At 47.6% G+C, this 19,682-nt stretch carries 19 protein-coding genes; 8 read left to right on the top strand and 11 right to left on the bottom strand.

The window, feature by feature from the left end:
* Positions 1 to 8: 8 nt before the first annotated feature.
* The 11 genes from ACWWD9_RS13880 to ACWWD9_RS13830 form a co-directional block, all read right to left on the bottom strand.
* Positions 9 to 761, bottom strand: a complete 753-nt coding sequence (locus tag ACWWD9_RS13880) for a glycosyltransferase family 2 protein (RefSeq protein WP_013440923.1) — start codon at positions 759 to 761, stop codon at positions 9 to 11.
* Positions 762 to 768: 7 nt separating this feature from the next.
* Positions 769 to 1,854 carry a glycosyltransferase gene (locus ACWWD9_RS13875; RefSeq protein WP_013440924.1) on the bottom strand — a complete coding sequence of 362 codons (1,086 nt, stop codon included), beginning with the start codon at positions 1,852 to 1,854 and terminating at the stop codon, positions 769 to 771.
* A gap of 8 nt (positions 1,855 to 1,862) precedes the next feature.
* Entirely contained in the window at positions 1,863 to 2,705 is an 843-nt protein-coding gene (locus tag ACWWD9_RS13870; protein ID WP_148225245.1) for a hypothetical protein, read from the bottom strand.
* Positions 2,706 to 2,774: 69 nt separating this feature from the next.
* Positions 2,775 to 3,917 (bottom strand): glycosyltransferase WbsX family protein, encoded by a 1,143-nt coding sequence (locus tag ACWWD9_RS13865; protein ID WP_455867325.1) that lies wholly within the window; start codon positions 3,915 to 3,917, stop codon positions 2,775 to 2,777.
* Position 3,918: 1 nt separating this feature from the next.
* Positions 3,919 to 5,172 (bottom strand): class I SAM-dependent methyltransferase, encoded by a 1,254-nt coding sequence (locus ACWWD9_RS13860; RefSeq protein WP_013440927.1) that lies wholly within the window; start codon positions 5,170 to 5,172, stop codon positions 3,919 to 3,921.
* A gap of 14 nt (positions 5,173 to 5,186) precedes the next feature.
* On the bottom strand, positions 5,187 to 6,158 hold the full coding sequence (locus tag ACWWD9_RS13855; RefSeq protein ID WP_013440928.1) for a GDP-mannose 4,6-dehydratase: 972 nt from the start codon (positions 6,156 to 6,158) through the stop codon (positions 5,187 to 5,189).
* 5 nt (positions 6,159 to 6,163) lie between these two features.
* The gene (locus tag ACWWD9_RS13850) at positions 6,164 to 7,435 is read right to left on the bottom strand and encodes a glycosyltransferase (protein ID WP_455867324.1); all 1,272 of its coding nucleotides are present in this window, start codon (positions 7,433 to 7,435) and stop codon (positions 6,164 to 6,166) included.
* A gap of 45 nt (positions 7,436 to 7,480) precedes the next feature.
* Positions 7,481 to 8,065: an acyltransferase gene (locus tag ACWWD9_RS13845; RefSeq protein WP_049821856.1), complete on the bottom strand. Its 585-nt coding sequence runs from the start codon at positions 8,063 to 8,065 to the stop codon at positions 7,481 to 7,483.
* Position 8,066: 1 nt separating this feature from the next.
* Entirely contained in the window at positions 8,067 to 9,563 is a 1,497-nt protein-coding gene (locus ACWWD9_RS13840; protein ID WP_168088807.1) for an oligosaccharide flippase family protein, read from the bottom strand.
* 24 nt (positions 9,564 to 9,587) lie between these two features.
* Positions 9,588 to 10,673 (bottom strand): GDP-mannose 4,6-dehydratase, encoded by a 1,086-nt coding sequence (gene gmd, locus ACWWD9_RS13835; protein ID WP_013440932.1) that lies wholly within the window; start codon positions 10,671 to 10,673, stop codon positions 9,588 to 9,590.
* Between the two features lie 567 nt (positions 10,674 to 11,240).
* Positions 11,241 to 12,389 carry a sigma-54 interaction domain-containing protein gene (locus ACWWD9_RS13830; protein ID WP_013440933.1) on the bottom strand — a complete coding sequence of 383 codons (1,149 nt, stop codon included), beginning with the start codon at positions 12,387 to 12,389 and terminating at the stop codon, positions 11,241 to 11,243.
* A 355-nt stretch (positions 12,390 to 12,744) separates the two neighbouring features.
* Between ACWWD9_RS13830 and ACWWD9_RS13825 the strand changes: the two genes are divergently transcribed.
* The 8 genes from ACWWD9_RS13825 (at position 12,745) to ACWWD9_RS13790 (ending at position 19,682) form a co-directional block, all read left to right on the top strand.
* Positions 12,745 to 13,491, top strand: a complete 747-nt coding sequence (locus ACWWD9_RS13825) for a class II aldolase/adducin family protein (RefSeq protein WP_455867323.1) — start codon at positions 12,745 to 12,747, stop codon at positions 13,489 to 13,491.
* A 10-nt stretch (positions 13,492 to 13,501) separates the two neighbouring features.
* Complete coding sequence (locus tag ACWWD9_RS13820; protein ID WP_455867322.1) at positions 13,502 to 14,545, top strand: ABC transporter substrate-binding protein; 1,044 nt, start codon at positions 13,502 to 13,504, stop codon at positions 14,543 to 14,545.
* 46 nt (positions 14,546 to 14,591) lie between these two features.
* Positions 14,592 to 15,695 carry an ABC transporter substrate-binding protein gene (locus ACWWD9_RS13815; protein ID WP_455867321.1) on the top strand — a complete coding sequence of 368 codons (1,104 nt, stop codon included), beginning with the start codon at positions 14,592 to 14,594 and terminating at the stop codon, positions 15,693 to 15,695.
* Between the two features lie 277 nt (positions 15,696 to 15,972).
* Positions 15,973 to 16,788, top strand: coding sequence for an ABC transporter ATP-binding protein (locus tag ACWWD9_RS13810; RefSeq protein WP_015829132.1), 816 nt, complete (start codon positions 15,973 to 15,975; stop codon positions 16,786 to 16,788).
* Between the two features lie 39 nt (positions 16,789 to 16,827).
* The gene (locus tag ACWWD9_RS13805; RefSeq protein WP_455867320.1) at positions 16,828 to 17,676 is read left to right on the top strand and encodes an energy transducer TonB; all 849 of its coding nucleotides are present in this window, start codon (positions 16,828 to 16,830) and stop codon (positions 17,674 to 17,676) included.
* Between the two features lie 68 nt (positions 17,677 to 17,744).
* Positions 17,745 to 18,455 (top strand): MotA/TolQ/ExbB proton channel family protein, encoded by a 711-nt coding sequence (locus tag ACWWD9_RS13800; RefSeq protein ID WP_013440939.1) that lies wholly within the window; start codon positions 17,745 to 17,747, stop codon positions 18,453 to 18,455.
* Positions 18,455 to 18,862: an ExbD/TolR family protein gene (locus ACWWD9_RS13795; RefSeq protein ID WP_455867319.1), complete on the top strand. Its 408-nt coding sequence runs from the start codon at positions 18,455 to 18,457 to the stop codon at positions 18,860 to 18,862. Before ACWWD9_RS13800 ends, ACWWD9_RS13795 begins: the two co-directional genes overlap by 1 nt.
* A 13-nt stretch (positions 18,863 to 18,875) precedes the next feature.
* Positions 18,876 to 19,682, top strand: a complete 807-nt coding sequence (locus ACWWD9_RS13790) for an ABC transporter permease (RefSeq protein WP_455867318.1) — start codon at positions 18,876 to 18,878, stop codon at positions 19,680 to 19,682.

Raw genomic sequence — 19,682 nt, 5'->3', positions numbered from 1 at the left:
TTATCAAATCACTCTCCCCGGCGAGGTAGACGAGCGGCATGCTTCATGAAATAACGCGCCATACTCTGAAGATGCCAAGTCAAAAAACGCAGCCTTACATGGCTGGCTCGCTGCGCGGCATGAGTGACATGCACCATCGGCTGAATAGCCTTAATCTTTGCTCTGGATTTCCATAGGCGGGTACAAATATCCGCATCTTCATAATAAAGGAAAAAATGGGTGTCAAAGCCCCCTACCATCGAAAACCACTCGCTACGGAACAGCATGAACATACCCGCTACCCAATCAACCGAGATAGCGGTGCTATCTGCAGGAACCGTTATTGCGCCAGATTTCCCAAAAATGACTTTTGAAATAAGACCAGACAATGTTGGAAACTGACGAACATTGTCTTCAATGGCCCCATCGGGCGCCCTCACGACAGGTGCAATTACCCCCACATCTGTTTCTGCTATTGCCATTTTCAAATGCGAAAAAGGGTCACCGTTGAATGTAATGTCAGGGTTGAGCACACAGAATAAAGGGGTGTTACAAAAACGGAATGCCTGATTATGGTTTTCCCCAAATCCCTTGGGGTTCATATTCTCAATTTTATAGATACGATCAACCAATGCCTCTGGTATCTCAAGCAAAGGCTCCGCAATATTAAGCGTGAGCACAACCTTCGCAATATCGGGGCATTGAGTTAGAGCTCTCAAGCATTCGTTAAGCAACGCGCCATGGCCATGACTGACAACGGAAACGGTAATGGTATTTTTCATGTCGTTTTTAAGGGTGATCAGGGTTGTCTAGCCACTCACAAACGGTCATATCGAACTTTTTACCATCTGCAATAATTAAACGTTTATCGGGCGCAACACCCTCAGCAGCAATAGTGGTTGCAATGACAGTGGCCCCAGAGTCTACCATCTGAAGAACCTTGATTTTTACGCCTGCACCATAACGCAAGGGTGCAATGCATAATGTGGCTGCGGCAAGTAGAGGCGAGGGGTCATCCACTGCTCCGGTGATTTCGATGCCTGCAATAAATTTTGCCAACACTCTAAGCAGAAAACGAGGCCGTATACCCACAACCCACAAACATGCATCGGGGTGTTTTGCTTTTATTTTCGGAAAGTGAAAAAGAATGAAATGGACTATGGACCAGTGGTTTTCAGCGCGCTGCATATTGCCAAAAAAGACCAGGTTGCGCCTGCCAGCAAATGATTTAATAAGCTCCCAAGCTGGCTTACCTTCTGGCACAACCCCAGCTTTAACATGATGTAGAGGTGCCACAGAAATCTCACCTGCATAGCCAATATTGCGTAATAACACAGCATCTTTTTCTGCCATCACATGGCAGCGCTCTGCATGGGAGCTAAGGCGATTCTCTATTGCACCAATCTGATTTTTTAGTAAAGACAGCAAGGGGCGCCGGGAAACTTTCTGAAAGACGATGTCATGCACGAAGTAGTCTATCGAACGTTTTTTTAGTTCAGATACGAAACCTAGCGATGAGGGAAACTCTATCCAGATAGAGTCGAAAAGAGATGTTTCCAGTTTTTGTTTTAAATGCAGCCGATTGCCAGGGCTGCATCGAGTGAAAAACCATGGCGCAATTAAGCTGCCATAGCTCCAGTTGCACAGAATACCAAGCACGGAAGTCCAGCGGCTCTGCTCGATCACCGTATAAGATTTACAGAGCTTCACTACCTCCGCATTCTCGTGTTGGGATGGGAATGAAAAACATACCACATGCACTTCGTGACCCTGTTGGATAAGGTTTCTTAGATTACTCTCGCAGACACCTTCACCTGCGCCAATGAATCCCTCTCCCCCCGGATGCGACGACGTTACGAAAAGAATGCGACTCATGCTGTCTGCTAAATCCAGCGTTTTCTTAGGTTGAGGATTGAACAACGTAAACTGGCTAGTTTTTCGCTGAGATACAGCCTGTAGTTAGCTCTGATATGGACATTGTTGGGTATCACGCAACCATGCTTGCCAATTTCACCCGATAGCCTGTGCTCAAGATATATACAGCGCGCTTTGGTCGATATGAGCTTGGCATCTGTGGAGTAGCGACCTAATCCAGGCCAAACAAATGAAGGATGCCCATAAAGCAAAAATGCCCGGATGAACTCTCTAAAAGCGGCTGGTAGGTTAACACCCCATGCTTCATCAGAAATAGCAAGGTTGCGGTCAATGCCATCTGCATCTGCCAGCGATGGTAAGTTAAGAAGAATATTCATCCCTATGCTATTTAAAAGGAAACAATAGGTCGAAATGTAAAGATTCAACCTGCTCCATGGATTCTGATGGCATAAGGTGAGATATTTATCAGCCTTGCCACAAATAGCGGGCACTTGAAGTTTTTCTACCAAATCACGGTATTTCAGTGTCTCTTGCGCATTGGCATATGCGCTGTGGATAGAAAACAAACTATCATTAATGAATAAAATGGAAGACGGTGGCTGTTCGTTTAATGCCAGACAGTGTTTAAGACCTTCAATATAGGCTGAGAAATCATGGTCAGAGTTTGATCCATGAATATAATTCCAATCAGAATCGTTGGATGGTAAGGCCTCCTTGTGATTACTGACTATAATGCCATGCAGTTTCAGCCCTAATCGCTTTGATAGAGCATCAAGTTTGTTGCGTAGGTCTGCTACATGTAGAGAGTATGCACAAGCTATTACCAATTGTGAGTTATATGGATAAGACATAAATACCACCTAGTAAGCTAGCGGCATGGCCGAATACCGAAAATGGTAATGGAACATATTAAGTTCAACTTAATGCTTTTTTGATCCAAAGACATTTCTTACTGCTTCAAGAAATTGGTGGCCGTGACGCAAATCAGGCTCGAGGTGGCATCCCTCGGCCCATTCATTCCAAGCATTGATAAATATAATTCGCTCATCTTTCGGGTATTTGCTTACTCTTGATGAAGCATTTCGCAGCCATAACTCAAACAGTTTTGGATCATGGTTCTGAATTACTGTTGCTCCTGCGCGTCGCCTAGCTGAATTGTCCCAACTTGGCACTACACAAGGGAATTTACGTTCCGTTGAGGTAGGTGAGTTAATAGCATTAAGCAATAATTTTTTATAATCAAAAACATTTAAAACTGGCAATTGAGGTATGAATCCAGCTAGGCCTATGCTTTTACTCAAATAATTAATGACTCTTGCTGGGAAATAACGAAGGTAGTGCCAAGCATTTGGTTTCTGCATTGTACTAGAGTGTGGCTCAAAATCGACAATCGCATCAAACCCGAGTTTTATAGTTTCATCATCGGCTAATCTATGCATATGACTGCGAACAGCACAAATGTACAACCCAGAGAGACCCAGCAAAACCGATTTTTTTCTCCATCGATCCAGAATATTTTTAATATCTGGGAACTGATCGATTCTATATATTAGAATCAAAGGTTTATCATTAATTCGCATGTATCTAATATCGGCAAAAAAATGCTTTAGGTAATCCAAATGTTCTTCGGGATTATACGCCTCTAAATCTTGTCGTATTAAGAGCTCGTTTTCCCTACCATCCCAGCGTCGACTCCAAGATTCGTTAGCCCAACAGATACAAAATGGAAAATCAGGCTGACCTTCTTTAATCATTGCTTCTATTGGAGTTTCAAGAAGCATTTTTCCATTAAACCAGTAATGATAATAGCAAAAGCCGTTCACCCCGTATTCTCGGGCGAGTTCAGCCTGAGCAATTCTTGTTTCTGCCATTCGTAGATCATAAAACCCTAAATCTGCCGGAATATGAGGCTGGTAATGACCCCAAAATTTAGGCCGAGCCTTTGCTACATTTGTCCATTCTGTAAATCCATTACCCCACCACTTATTGTTTTCTGGAATTGGATGAAATTGTGGTAAATAAAATGCGATTACACGAGATTCTTTATCTTTATTATTCATCATCTCAGCTTGAGATTATATTAATATCTACGACTTCAATATTAGGTAAGGGAAATACTAAATTTATACCGAAAAACTTTTTATTAGATATAAAGAAATCTCTGAAATGCCAAGGTAAGACTATGAGATAGTCTGGTTTTTTAGCAATTAAGTCATCTTCGGGAATTATCGGAATCCAAGTACCTGGAGTATAGGAGTCAAACTTTTCTGAATTTACTTCGCCAACGAAGTTAACCTCTTTACTTGTAAGGCCACAGTATTGCAACAGCACGTTGCCTTTGGTAGATGCACCAAGTAACGCTAGTGATTTACCTTCAGATCGGGCTTGGGATATGAAAGCCAGTAAATCATGTTTTGTCTGAGCAACCCGTGTTGAGAAAGCACGGTAAGGCTCAAGGGTATCTAATCCTTTAGTACGTTCACTATCCAAAATATTTTGTACATGAGGCGCTATGGACTGATTGCCAAGAGACTTTTGTACGGTCACGGAAAAACTGCCGCCATTAATATCATTGAACTCAACATCGACAATTCGGAATCCAACCCGATCAGTCATCCATTTGATTTGTCGTAAAGCATAAAACTCAAGGTGTTCATGGCAAACCGTGTCATACGAGTTTGTTTCTAGCATGGTTGGCATGTAGCTTTGTTCAAAAACCCAGATTCCGTCGTCGGCTAGCACGTCATAGACCTGTTGCATGAACCCCATTGGGTCCTCTAAGTCATAAAACATGGAAAAAGAGGTGATTACTTTTGCTTTTTTATCTTGAAACCTAGTAGTAATAAGTTTTGATGAAAAGAAATCTGGAATTAGTTGTATATGGGGGGGGTAAAAGGTGTGAAATTTGATCCCGGTTGGATCAATACCAACCAATAAAGGGCCATTGGAAGGATAAGCTTGTAATGTGGTGCTGTCATTACTACCAATATCAATAACCAAGTCCCCTTCACCTAAGGACACAAGATCAAGGATGCGTTTCACCTTATTATTCAGGTGAGTTACCATACTTGCATTCAGGCCCGATCGATATCCGTAGTTTTCTCCATACATTTCACCCAGGTCATATGAGTGCTCCATTTGTAGTAGCCCACAAACATCCTCGGTACCAGTACATTTTACCAATCTCAGAGGGCCCGAAGTGATCTGGGCGTGAATTTGCTTTGGGAATACACCAGTAAGCATCTGATCTCCAAGATCTAATACCTGTTCAAGATGTGAATTCCCACAAATCCTGCACTTTTCTATTTTCTTATACATTCGCTAAGCCTTAATTATTCGTTAATACAATGCGTTAGATGGTGCAAGTCAGCGTCCACCATTTTGTGAACCAATTCCTTGAACCCTGTTTCTGGCACCCAGCCAAGGACTTTGCGCGCTTTTGCTGCTGATCCAACTAAAGGGCTTTGTTCATTCGGACGAAATGCTGCAATATCTTCACGAACATATTCTTGATAAGCCAGCCCCAAATGACTAAAAGCAAGCTCGCAAAACTCTCTCACAGTATGGATTTCTCCAGTCGCAAGCACAAAATCATCTGCGGTTTCCTGCTGAAGCATTAACCACATGCCTCGCACGAAGTCGTTGGCAAAACCCCAGTCGCGTTTTGCATCCAGGTTGCCCAGATGTAGTTCTTTTGCCAAGCCTAACTTGATTTTTACAGCCTCATGCGAAATCTTGCGAGTTACAAATCCTAGTCCACGTCTAGGGCTTTCGTGGTTAAACAAGATGGCCGAGCACGCAAAGATAGAATAGTGCTTGCGATAAATCTTGATCATCGAGTCAGCATACAGTTTCGCTGCACCATATGGGCTTCGAGGTATTGTCGCTGTTGACTCAGATTGAGGGCTCTCAATTGGGTCGCCAAAAATTTCTCTACTAGAGGCTTGGCATAGACGCATGGTAGGGTCTACACGTTTGATAGCTTCCAATAGTCGCGTTACCGCTATACCGTTTACCTCACTAATCAATACAGGATCGTCATACATCCCGGAGCCAGAAGACATGGCGGTAAGGTTGTAAATTTCTCTGGGCTTGTACTTCCTCAAGACATGCGCGATTTTTTCCTGATCAAAAACATCCCACTCGACTAATTCAACATTTCTGCGAATAGTCTCATTAATTGCGCGCTCAGCTTTAGCTATATCTCTGACGCCACCAATCACTCGGTATCCCTTGCTTATCAGAAGTTCAGCCAAATAACTTCCATCCTGACCGGTGACGCCTGTAATTAAAGCAGATTTCATATGCCTTACCCTACCTCGGAAGGGCTACGAGCTATGTTTTGATAAATTTCATCGCGTATATGAGTTGTTGATTGAACGCTGAAGTTCTCAATATATAAATTGTAAGCATTTTTTGAGAGAGTACTAGCTAATTTGGGATCTTCTAGCAAACTTGCTATAGCATTAGAGAATTCCGTAGGATTATTAGCTATCATGCCATTCACGCCATGAGAAAATCCAAATCCAAAAGCAGCTTTGTCTGTAGTCACTACTGGGATGCCATTGCCGATAGAAAGCAGAACTTTTAATCGTAAACCACCCCCTCCAAGTCGAATGGGGACGACATTAATACTGTTTTTTATATAACTATTTATGTCGTCTACATATCCCGTAAATACAACGCGGTTATCATGTTTAAATTTTGAAACAAAAGATTTAGACCATCTTCCCAATACAAAAAACTTTATATCAAATTTCGAAAGTTTAGGAAGTATTTCTTCAATAAACCACTCTACTGCATCCTTGTTAGGCAGGTGGCTCTCGTGACCAATAAAGACCAATTTATCCACGGAGAAATCTTCACGGCCATAATCTATCATGACTGGATCGTTTATTAAATTGAGGGGTGATACGTATATAGGCTTTTCTGGGAGTAATTTTTTTAATCTTTCTTGATCGTCATTGCTGTAACTAATTATTGCATCATATTTAGCTAGCAGAGCTATTTCTGTCGCTTTAACATTCTCAATAATAAAGTTATAGTAGTCAGATTTATCTGAGTTACCAATTAAAGTATGATCTGCAAGTAAAGAATATCGGGACTCTACTTCAACATAAACTTTTTTTATAGTAGATGGCAGGCAGTTGACTAATGAAAGATTCTGAGCATATTCAACCTGTATCAAGTCAAAATGATTTGCATCTACAATTTTCTTAAGTGCATGAAAGTATCCCGGATTGCAATCAAGAAAGGGATAAAGTAAATGCGGGTCATCAAAAATTGATCTTTTGAATATAACTCGATTCAATATGTAAAACAGTTTTTTAACAAGACGAGAAAAGAACCAGGTTATATTTCTATGAGGAGCCTCAGTAGAAAGGATGTTTACATTTTTCCAATGCTCTTTGAGAGCGCTTAAATTTTGCACATCATTACGGTTGTTTGATGGCATGAGAACTGTAAAGTCGTATTTATTTCTAAGCTGCTCGATAAACGTATAGCTCGCTATTTTCCCACCGTCATCCGGGGGGAATGGGATAACAGGTAATAAAACAAGAATTGAAATATTTTTTTTCATGACTGAAGATTTTATCTCGCAGTTATTGATTGATGTGTAGATAATTTATTCAAAATAAGGAATATATTCTAAAGTGTAATCGACATTGTTATTTCTTTTCCCTATGGTTCTTGCAGGAGACCCAACTGCAATATCCCAGTCTGGGATGTCTTTTGTTACTACTGAACAAGCACCAATGATCGCACCTCTCCCTAGAGTTACCCCCGGCAATATCATTGCCCTTGCTCCTGTCCATACATAATCATTTATTAAGACTGGCGAGTTAACAGTTTCAAAAGATCTTGAGTCTTTCTGATGTGTTAGGCTAAAAATATAAGTCTGTGCAGTTATGGAAACATTGTTTTTGATAGTGATATCGCCAAGTAGATGACAATATCTCCCTATTACAGAATTGTCTCCAATTTCAATTTTATTTGGATAGAAAAAGCATCCCATATGGATGAAGCTTTTTTTTCCTACCTTTACTCCTATGGCGTGTATTAAATATTGCTTTCTCACAAAATAAATAGGGAAAAACGTAAGCCAGTGATTATATATATATAGGAGGAACGCTTTAGTTATCAGCTTAATACACAAAATGTATTTTCTAATTCCTATTGACTTAAATTCTCTATGTTTTTCAGAATCCATTTCATTTGCCTTCATTCACATTTAATATATATCGATGAAAGGTTTTTTTAATAGGAATGCTAAGCTCAGGTGTTAGGTGGAGCGCTACTATAAAAAAACATATTGAAGAAATAATGCCGGTTGCTAAACTTCCATATGTCGAAAGGTTTAAGTTGATTACTGTGATCTTAATTAAAACTGTGATCAACGCTACTATGAGTATTGGTAAAGCTACGTCTTTAGTTACCCACGCAACCGCTTTGCCGTGCAGAACCTTTTTATTGGTCAGCCAAGTGCTGAAAATCACATAAGATATATTCATTACTAACCATGCTAGTGCTCCACCAATAGCACCTCTAGACAGGGATAGATATATTATAAGTGGCAATATAAAAATCATAAGTACGCCATTAATAATAATGGGAAGGCGAGTCATTCCGTATGCTAGTTGTAGTGCATGTGGAATCATCATTATCCCATTCAAGGTTACTCCTGCTGCAAGTAGGGAAATTATTGGGGCTACGGAATTCGCAATTTTTAAGTTTCCAGTCCAGATTTCAATAATATTTTCCGGATATGCGATTAGTAACACGGCTGCGGGGATTAGAAAAACTAATACTATTCGAGTATATAGCCTGAATTTCTGTAATATTAAATCTCGATCTCCGGAAACTACCATGCTTGAGAATTGTGGATAAGCTGCATTATAGACAGGGGTTATTAGAAGATATAATCCATTAACTACAGTCGAAGCAAGCATGTAGTGGGCAAATTGTTCTAAATCTAGAAATTTGCTCAATATTATTTTGTCGAGTTGTGTATATATCATCCCCATTAAAGAAATTGCACTCATTCCAGCTGTGAATTTCCATATATTTTTTAATGAAGAATAATCAAATTTTTTTCTTTGGGTTGATCCTATGATTTTCCATGCGGCATATCGTATTATAAAAGCATGAGATATGCTGGTGATGGCTTGCCAGGTGAAGAACGCTGTGAGGGTGGGGGATATAAATGCGATGACCACAATAGCACCAACATTGCCTATAGTTATCATCGTCATATTGATTGAGCTTGAGAGGACGATGCGCTGTGAGCCCATTAATGCACCTTGATATAGCCCTATGGGCCAACGACAAGCCGCAACCAATCCCATATACATAATCGCATTGGAAACTGTTTCGACCGAATAAGTCTGTGATTTCAGCCAAAATTTTGCGATTAATGGAGCAAATGCCACAAACGATAATGCTATTGCTCCAGCTATTAACCAATAAATGATTGCAAGAGAATGTAGTAGATTGGTGGCTTCCTTGAGTTTTCCAGCGGCTGTGCAGCGAGCGACTTCACGGTTTATCGTTGGCGCCATTCCCATGTCAAGCAATTGAAGGAGCGCTTGCATGGTCGCAAAAAATCCGATGATTCCGTAAGCTTCTACTCCTAAATATTTGAGATAGAACGGTATTGATGCCAAAGCTATTAGGGCCGACCAACTTGAGTTGGCCAATCCGGCAATCAAATTCCTTCCTAGGGTCACGTAGTTTTACTCGTGAAAAATATTGGTATGGTATCCGTGACTTTTTACTAGCTCATCACGTTTAGCTGTTTCCAGATCTTCTTTGACCATCTCTTTAACCAATTCCTGGAATGAAGTTTTAGGCTGCCAGCCCAGTTTGTTTCTAGCCTTTGATGCATCACCCAGTAGTGTTTCTACTTCTGTTGGACGAAAATAGCGTGGATCAACAGATACTATACAATTGCCATTAATGTCATATCCCTTTTCATCAACGCCGTTACCCTCCCATTGGAGCTGCATTCCTAATTCTGTCGCGGCAATGTTTACAAAGTCGCGAACGCTGTATTGAACACCTGTAGCAATTACAAAGTCTTCAGGAAGTTCCTGTTGTAATATTAACCACTGCGCTTCTACATAATCCCGAGCATGTCCCCAATCTCGTTTGGCATCTAGGTTGCCAAGATACAGTTGTTTTTGCAGGCCGAGTTTGATGCGTGATAATGCGCGAGTAATCTTGCGAGTTACAAAATTCTCGCCGCGTACAGGCGACTCATGATTGAAGAGGATGCCATTGCAAGCGAATATGCCATATGCCTCGCGGTAGTTAACCGTGATCCAATAAGCATATAGCTTGGCAACTGCATAAGGCGATCGTGGGTAAAAAGGGGTGGTCTCTTTTTGGGGTGTTTCCTGTACTAGCCCATAAAGTTCAGAAGTGGATGCTTGATAGAAACGCGTTTTATTTTCCAACTTCAGAATACGTATAGCCTCTAATATTCTTAGAGCGCCTAGAGCATCTGAGTTTGCTGTGTATTCCGGCTCTTCGAAAGACACGGCGACATGGCTCTGTGCGGCAAGATTATAAATTTCATCAGGTTGTACCTGCTGAATAATACGGATCAAACAACTTGAGTCTGTCAGGTCACCATGGTGAAGAAAGAAGCGGACGCCCTCTTCATGAGGGTCTCTGTACAAGTGGTCGATGCGAGCTGTATTAAATGACGAAGCACGACGTTTAATGCCATGCACGATGTAGCCTTTGTTGAGCAGTAACTCTGCCAGATACGCCCCGTCTTGCCCGGTTACGCCTGTGATTAATGCAACCCTGTTCATTATTTTCTTTCCATAAAAACGTCAAGCTATATCGGTATAGTCAATTACACGCGCACCTCAAAAAGCACTAAAAAACACGCGAAGATTTTTCGTTAAACCGTTTTAGTGCAGTTTCATATTGCTCTGCGTTATTTCTTTGAGAAGTCTAGGGTCCTTGTTCACCATACTCGCGTAATTTTTGTTGGCTGACCGCACCGTGCGTGAAATCTTATGCAAGCGCGGTGGATACGGGGCAAAAGAGAGGTGCTGGGTGCTGATTGACGAAGCGTCAAATTTTGCCACATTGACGTAGGTTTGAGAATTTTTTCGTTGATTCAGGAGGTATTCATGACGTATTGGTATCCCGAGGAGATGAGTTACTCGGGGTTTCCGCTAGTTAGCTGAAAAATTCATTTTTTTGAATTTTCATGTAACTTACCGTTGACCTTGGAGCAATCCTACTAGCGTGTACCAAGAGGGTGCTGTTGATAACATTATGAAAAATAGAATCACTTTCTCGTTTTCACTAGAAAACGAGAAAGTGTATTTAGAATGAGAGTATATCTTTCTTGGTGGTGGGGTCGATTACTACTCAATCAACCCCAATTCCTTGAGTCTCGCCCTCAGAATATTCCGGCTGATACCAAGCAATCTCGCGGTATGTACCTGATTATGATGGCAAAAATCATAGGCTTTGCTCACCAGCAGGTTGTTGACGATGTCGAACAGCTTGTCCGGTGATTCCTGAAATAACTCATAAAACACCGTTTCCAGTGGGTAGGTGGAAACCTCGCTGCTCTGACCAGCGGAGGGCTTGGCAGGTTTGGCGGGATGATGCGGCCGGGCCGCGTGTTCCTCGCGTTGCAGCAGGGAGTGCGGCAGGTTGAGGTCGTGCGGTTGCAGGGTGTTGGTGTTCGAGACCAGCAATGCACGGTGAATCACGTTTTCCAGCTCGCGGATATTGCCTGGCCAGGGGTATTCGAGCATCACGCGGATGGTTTCCGGGGCCAGTTGGGGCGCAGCAGTCTGGAGTCTTTCCTTGTATACATTCAGGAAGTGTTCCACCAGCGGCAGGATGTCGCCACGGCGCTCGCGCAATGGCGGCAGGTTGATGGGCACGACCTTGATGCGATAGTAAAGATCTTCGCGGAAGCGGCCGGCACGCACGGCTTCTTCCAAATCCACATTGGTGGCGGCAATCAGCCGTACATTAATCGGGATGGCCTTGCGCGCGCCTACCCGCACCACTTCACGCTCTTGCAATACGCGCAGCAGTTTTACCTGGGTGGATTGTGGCAAGTCGCCGATTTCATCCAGAAACAGTGTGCCGCCATTGGCGGATTCAAACCAGCCGATTTTGGACTGCGATGCGCCAGTAAAGGCGCCGCGTTCGTAGCCGAATAATTCGCTTTCTACCAGCGTTTCAGAGAATGCGCCGCAATTAACAGCCTGAAAAGGCGCGTGTTTGCGCTCGCTGAGCGCGTGCATCTGGCGCGCAATCAGTTCCTTGCCGGTGCCGGTTTCGCCAATAATCAATGCGGTGGCATCGCTCTTGGCTACGCGCTCTATCATTCTCAGCAGCTGTTGCGATTTGGGGTCGCTGAATACCAGGGCGCTGGCCCGGATGGACAAGCTGACAGAGGATGGATTTGGGTGCGTGATGACGTGCTCGGCCCCTTTTGGTGGCTGAGTGGGCTCGTCGTCTTCCAGGTCATAGTCCCATAATTGAGTTCGCATTGTGTGACGCTCTCTTTGGTAAATTGCAGTGCGCAATATAGCTAAATGTTATTAACATTTCCACTAATATCACATTATACCAATATAAGATATGGTTATATATTATTCAGGCTCATGCAAATTAAGGCATGTAAAAAGTGGTGGTCAGGCAACAGTCTTGTGTTTGCAGATGTTTGCCTGCCAACACTTGCTTGATCATATCCACCTGGGTAAAGGCAGTGTGCATTTCATAGGTCAATGAATTTAAACAATTAAAATTAATCATGCTGTGCTGGTTCTTTTTGGCATAGCTCTTGCCCCTGCTTGTTTATGCATCATTGGATGCAATACATATACCAACGTAGAGGGCAAAAAAATGAGCGTGATCGCTGTTGAAGCAAAAAGAGAGCTGGACGATTTTGTACAAAGCGTGCTGGAAGAGTCGCAATTGGCATTTGATGTGTTCCGCGAGACCGGAACCATCACGGCCAATGGCACGGTAGGTTTTGTCGAGCGTGTTCCAGGCCAGGAACAACTGGTGATCGTCAATTACGGTGGGCCTTTCAACAAAGGCAAAAAGCTTGAAGCGCTGGTGGTGGATTTTGATGGCAATGTCGTCATCGGCAAAAGCGGCCTGGGCAATACCCGTTACAACAAGCTGTTCAAGCAGCATGCGGATGTCACCTCGATTTCCCACGTGCATTCCCCTTATCTGGGCGCATGGGCACAGGCACACCGGCCTTTGCCTATCCGTTACGTGCCGGTGCAGCGTTTTAACCTGATTCGTGAAATCCCGATCTATATCGACCGTCGTCAGCAGGAAGTCGATTTCATTCTGGATCAGATTCGCCTGAACCCACACAACACCGCGATTCTGGAAGCCAATGGCGGTTCAACCGTCTGGGGCAAGCAAGGCCTGCGCAAGCTGGCCGAATTCATTCTGCTGCTGGAAGAGGGTGCATTGATCCAAAGCCTGGCGGATTCCCTCGGCGGCTCGCGTGATTATGGTCCTGGCGTACTGACCCAGCAGTGGAAGATGGCCAAGATTTATGACCAAGCCAAATCATTGGGCCTGGTGCCAGCAAACGATAGCGCCCCTGCCAACTTGCAGGCAGCAGGCTAAGGGGATATCCGTGAGCTCAACCACTGCACAAGCCATAGACCGGCTCTGGTTCACCCGTTGCCCGGTGCCCACTGCCACCGGACTCGCCCACAAGCTGGGCTGGCTGGAATCCGAGTTCGCCGCGGATGGCATTGCCCTTTCCACCTTGCAGGATCATCGTGAGCTGGCGCGTCATCATTACGATCACCAGCTGCCCACGCTGATTCGCGAGGGCGGCAATCTGCTGGCCATCGCAGCGCGGGCACAAGGAGCGCCTACACGGCTGATCGGCCTCACCTGGATTGATGAATGGCAAACCATCCTGGTACGGCCCGACTCTGGCATTAGCGAACCCGCTCATCTCAAGGGGCTGCGTCTGGCATTGCCCGCCTTCATTGAGCACCCCCTGCACGACCACATTCGCGGCAGCAGCATTGCGCGCGGCATGAGCCTGCATGGGTACAAGGGCGCGCTGAAAATCGCCGGACTGACGCTGGATGATGTGCAGCTGGTGGAAGTGGGCTCCGGACAAGGTGGCCGTGAAGATCTGGGCGGCTTGTGGGCCGGTATCGAGCAACTGGCGGCGGGCAAGGTGGATGCCGTGTATGTGAAAGGAGCCTCTGCAGTAGAGGCCGCACAGCGGCAGGGTGTGGTCGTTGGTATCAATCTGGATACCTACCCGGACCTGCAGTACCGCGTGAATAACGGCACGCCGCGCCCGATCACTGTCCATGAGCAACTGCTGCAGGAGCATCCAGAGCTGGTCGCGCGCTTTCTGTATCAATCCTTGCGCGCATCCGAGTGGGCAAAAACCAATCTGGAAGGGGTGCGCAAGGTGCTGGAAGGGGAGACGCGCTCTGGCGGTATCGGCGTTCAGCAAGCCTACGGGGATCAATTCCATCTGAGTCTGGCCCCCGATTTGTCCGAGCAGCGGGTGCATCTCTTCCAGCAGCAAAAGAACTTCATGTTGATCCATGGGCTGCTGGATCGCGACTTTGATCTCGATGCCTGGATAGACCGAGGCCCGCTGGAGACCGCCATCGGTTGGCTGCAAGCCGAGCGAAAAGCAGCCTGAGCGTAGTGGGCGCATTGTCCCAAATGAATGAATTAAGGAGCAGGTAATGAAAGTGAATGTGGTGTATCGCCTGGCGATACTGGCAGCAAGTGTGGCGGCATTCTGGGCATTTGTCGCCCAGCAGGCCGTGGCAGAAGAAGCACCGAAGGTGGTGCGCATTGCCGTGGTGGCTTATAACCTGGCAGGCAAGACGTCCTACATGGGCGTGGATGCCGTCAACAATGAAGGCGGCCTTGAACAAAGCCTGGCCAAAAAAGGCATCAAACTGGAATGGGTGCCAGCCTCGCACTCCGGGGTCGGTCCTATCATCAATGAAGCCTTTGCCAACGGCACCATTGATTTTGCTGCCTATGGCGATTTGCCACCGATTATCCTCAATGCGGCCAAGCCGGTTGTTCAACTGGTGGCGCCTTGGGGCAGCAATGGCAATTCCTATCTGGTGGTCCCTGCCAACTCCACGGCCAAGAGCATTCTTGATCTCAAGGGCAAACGCATTGCCTTGCATCGTGGCCGCCCATGGGAAGCCACCTTTGCCAGCCTCGCCGCTTCACAAGGGCTGACCCTCAAGGATTTCAAGATTGTGAACGTCAATCCGCAAGTTGGCGCCGCTGCGCTTGCCAGCGGTACGGTAGATGGCTTTTTCAGCCTGAATGATGCCTACAACCTGCAGGATAAGGGCGTCGGTCGCATTATCTGGTCCACCAAGACCTCGCTCACGGATCAGAAGCTGCGTGGCGGTATCTGGGCGACCAACGACTTTGTGAACAAACACCCGGAAATTACCCAGCTGGTGGTGAATGCTTATGTCAAAACCAGCTATTGGGCATCGCAGGAAGCCAATCGCGATAAATACATCAAGGACTACCTGAGTCAGGTGCAGCCGGAGTCGGTGGTTCGCCGTGATTACGAAAGCGATGCCGTGCCATGGAAAGATCGCTGGTCGCCCGTGTATGACGGCGTACTCACTGCCCATTATCAACGCCTGGCTGCCTACGCCAAAAGCTCGGGCTTGATCCGCAATGAGGTGAGTGTCCAGCAACTGCTGAACCCGCGCTTTGTGAATCAGGCACTCAAGGATCTGGGGATCGAGCACTATTGGGTGGCGCGCTCTGCGCCGCCTCCGGTGAATGTGGCTCAAGCCAGGAACTAGCAAGAAGCCGTCGCAAGACGGCTTTTTTCATGGCTGTTGCAGGGGAAACAAAAGCCGCCGTATTTGCTGTTGCCTGAGCAACAGTTGATTTTTTTATGGGATGGATGTTTTTTGTAAATAGCTGAAATTAAACAATAAAAAATACATATCCATGGCTGGCATATGCCTTGCATAGTCATATAGACATTCATGCTCATGCTGTTTTGGAATAAACAGTCATGGGTAAACAGACATTAGGTCGCAATACGATGCGGCATTGAAAAAGAGGTTGGCAGGCATGGCAGTGACAAGGGCAGTAATCGATTTCAGGCGGAGTGAAGAGCCAAAAGATGAGGCAGAGCAGCAGCCTGCTTCGTATGCGCTACAGCTGGATCATGTATCCAAAAGCTACCTCCTGCATGGCGAGCCGCTCAAGGTGCTGGATGATATCCAGCTGGATATCCGTTCCGGCGAGTTTGTCTCCATCGTCGGCGCCAGTGGTTGCGGCAAATCCACGCTGCTGCGCCTGATTACCGGCCTGGATGCGCAGTACCAAGGCAATATCGTGTATCAGGGCCAGCGTATCTCCGGTACGTCGCTCGATCGCAGCATTGTGTTTCAGGAGCACCGCCTGTTCCCCTGGCTGACCGTGGAAGAAAACATTCTGCTGGCGTTTTCGGCGACCAATGTTTCGCAGGAAGAGCGCCATGCCCGCGTCAAGGCGCAGATTGCCACCGTGGGGCTGACCGGCTTCGAGAAAGCCTATCCCCACCAGATTTCAGGCGGCATGTCACAACGTGTTGCCATCGCCCGCGCGTTGGTGTTGCGGCCCCAGCTCCTGTTGCTGGATGAGCCATTTGGCGCGCTGGACGTGCTGACCCGCATGAAGCTGCAACACGAATTGCAGCGCCTGTGGGAGCAAGAAGGATTAACCACGGTGCTTGTCACCCATGATGTGGAAGAAGCCGTGTTCCTGGGCGACCGCATTGTGGTGATGACATCACATCCTGGCCGTATAAAACGCATTGTCCCGGTGAAGCTGCCACGTCCGCGCATACGCTCGGCGAGCGAGTTTCAACGCATACGCGATGATGTATTGAGCGATTTTATTTGATGCGCAATCCACCCATTACTTATCGAAAGGAGAAAGGTCATGTCTAGTCTTTCGAATTCTCAGCCGAGTTACCCGTCAGGTTACACAAAGCTCGGCGCGTTGCCGGATATTGAAGAAAATTTATCGGTTCTTAAAGACGCTGTGGCGCGTGCCGTCTCGGATGGCGGCGAGCGTTTCGGGCTCTACCGCAATCGTGCCCTGGAGCAGCTGGAAAGTTCCGGCAAGTGGCTGACACAACGCAACAGCGGCATCGTTGCCCTGGTGGTCATTGCCCATATTGTCGGTATTTCCGCTTATCTGGAATCGCAGCGCGTGCCGCCCAAGCCTGTGCGCAAAGAGGTGGTGGTTGAGTTCATCAAGCCAGCCCCCAAGATCGAACCAGAAAAGAAGATTGAGCCACCACCTCCACCCCCGCCACCCAAGGTTGAGCGTAAGCCGCAGCCGGCCAAGCCAGTGCAGGCCTTGAAAACGGCGCCTGCCGAGCCGGATATCAAACCCAGCGACATGACCGTGCAGGAAAACACCACGGCGCAGCATACACCTGAGCCTGTGCAGGCCGTGCCTACCCCACCGCCTGCACCACCCGCGCCCAAGGAAGAACCACTGACCGAGGCCGTGGGCTATGCCGGTTATCTGAACAATCCGCCACCCGAGTATCCCGCGTTTGCCCAGCGTCAAGGCTGGGAGGGCAAGGTCATTCTGCGTGTGCGCGTATTGGCAAGCGGCAAACCAGGTGCTGTGGAGGTGAAGCAATCCAGCGGCCGCAAGACACTGGATGAAGCCGCCCTCGAAGTCGTCAAAAACTGGGTATTTGCCCCCGCCAAGCGCGGTAGCACCCCGGTGGATGGCTGGGCCACTGTGCCTATCGAATTCCGGCTGGCCAAGTAAGTTGGTCGCCAGGTTACGCATTTATTAAATATCGCTAAATTAAATATTGTTAAGTTAAGGAAATCATTATGGCAATCAGTTCATCAACCTCCCTCATCGTCGATAGTGTGCTTTGGACACTGGTCGCATTTTCCGTGGTCACCTGGACGCTGCTGGCGGTGAAAGGCGTGCAGAATTTCCGCGCCGGCTATCAGAACAAACGTTACAAGAAGGCATTCTGGGCGGCGCCGGATTTACTCTCCGCGGCGGAAATCAACGACTTCAATGGCCCAGCCGCCCGCGTGGCACAGGCAGGTTTCAATGCCCTGCGCGATGCCGATACCCCAGGCCAGCATGACCTGGAGCACAGCGGCGAGCGTCAGGACTTGCTGGAGCGGTCCTTGCGCCAGCAGATCCTGAAAGAGCGTCGCAGCCTGGAAAGCGGTCTGGCCATCCTCGCCAGCATTGGCAGCACCTCACCCTTCGTCGGCCTGTTTGGCACGGTGTGGGGCATCATGCACGCGCTGACCGATATCGGTCGTCTTGGCACTGCCAGCCTGGAAGTGGTGGCCGGCCCTATCGGTGAAGCACTGGTTGCTACGGGCCTGGGTATTGCGGTCGCGGTGCCTGCCGTGCTGGCCTATAACTTCTTTACCCGCCGCCTGAAGCTGGCAAGTGGCGATCTGGATGATTTCGCCGCTGACCTCATCAACCTGTCACGCAAGGTATCGTTCCGCAACAGCAACAAGCCCGACGTGGCATCGTCTGTGGTCAATATCAAGAAAGAGGCATTCGCATAATGGCATTCTCTACAAGTAACGACGCCGATGAGGTATTGAGCGAAATCAACATCACACCGCTGGTGGATGTGATGCTGGTGTTGCTGGTGGCTTTTATCGTCACCATTCCCGTGCTGAATAACGCGATTACGGTCAATCTGCCGAAAACCGCGCCGACCCAGCCTGCCGAGCAGAAAAAAGCCGTGAGCCTGAGTGTGGATGCCCAGGGCAAGCTGTTTATCGACAAGCGCGAGCTGGCGGTGGCCGATGTCGAGCGCGAGCTGAAAGCATTGCACGCTGCCGACCCTGACCTGAGCTTGCACCTGAGCTCGGACGAGTCGGTGAATTACGGCACGGTGGCCAAGGTCATGGCCGCGATTGAGCGGGCAGGCATTACCCGGCTTGCTGTATTAACCAACGCAGAATAGCGGGCGCAGGCAGATGAGTATCGGTATTCGGGCCGCCATTGGCCTTAATCGTGTGGCCGGGCGCGTGCATTATCGCAAGCTCAAGCTGGCAGCGTTTGTATCGCCCGTGCTGCTGGTGCTGCTATGGGGCTGGGTCAGTCACCTGCAGCTCATTTCCCCGCAGCTGCTGGCATCACCGCTGGAAGTTGCCAGTACCTTTCAGGAGCTGCTGGCATCGGGTGAGTTGCAGGAGCATCTCAGCAAAAGCCTGTCGCGGCTGGCGTTTGGTTACAGCCTGGGGGCATCGGCCGGGCTGCTGTTTGGCATCCTGATGGCCCTGTCCAAAAACGTGGAGGCGCTGTGCGCTCCGCTGTTTCATGGCATACGCCAGATTCCCACCATCGCGCTGATCCCGATTTTCATCCTGCTGCTGGGGGTGGATGAAAGCTTCAAGATTGCCATTGTCATCAAGGCCTCGTTCTTCACGGTGGCACTGGCTGCCTATGAAGCTACTCGCGGTGTCTCTGTGAACTACCTGGAAGTGGCGCGGGTGTACAAGCTGCCCTGGACCACACTCTATGGCAAAGTCATTATCCCGGCGATTTTCCCGCCGGTGCTGACGGGGTTGCGCATTGCGTTTGCACGCTCATGGACCGTGCTGGTGGCGGCCGAGTTGCTGGTGGCGGATAGTGGCCTTGGGCAGATGATGCAGATGGGGCGCGATATATTCCGCCTGGATATTGTGCTGGTCGGCGTCGTGCTGACAGGCGTGATCGGTTTTTGCATAGATCGCAGTTTTAAATGGGGCGAAGCCCATCTGGTGCGCTGGCGCGTCGCCTGA

Source organism: Methylovorus sp. SPW-M1 (assembly GCF_053848825.1).
Note: the sequence above shows the minus strand (reverse complement) of the source record. Positions and strands in the feature narration are given on the sequence as shown.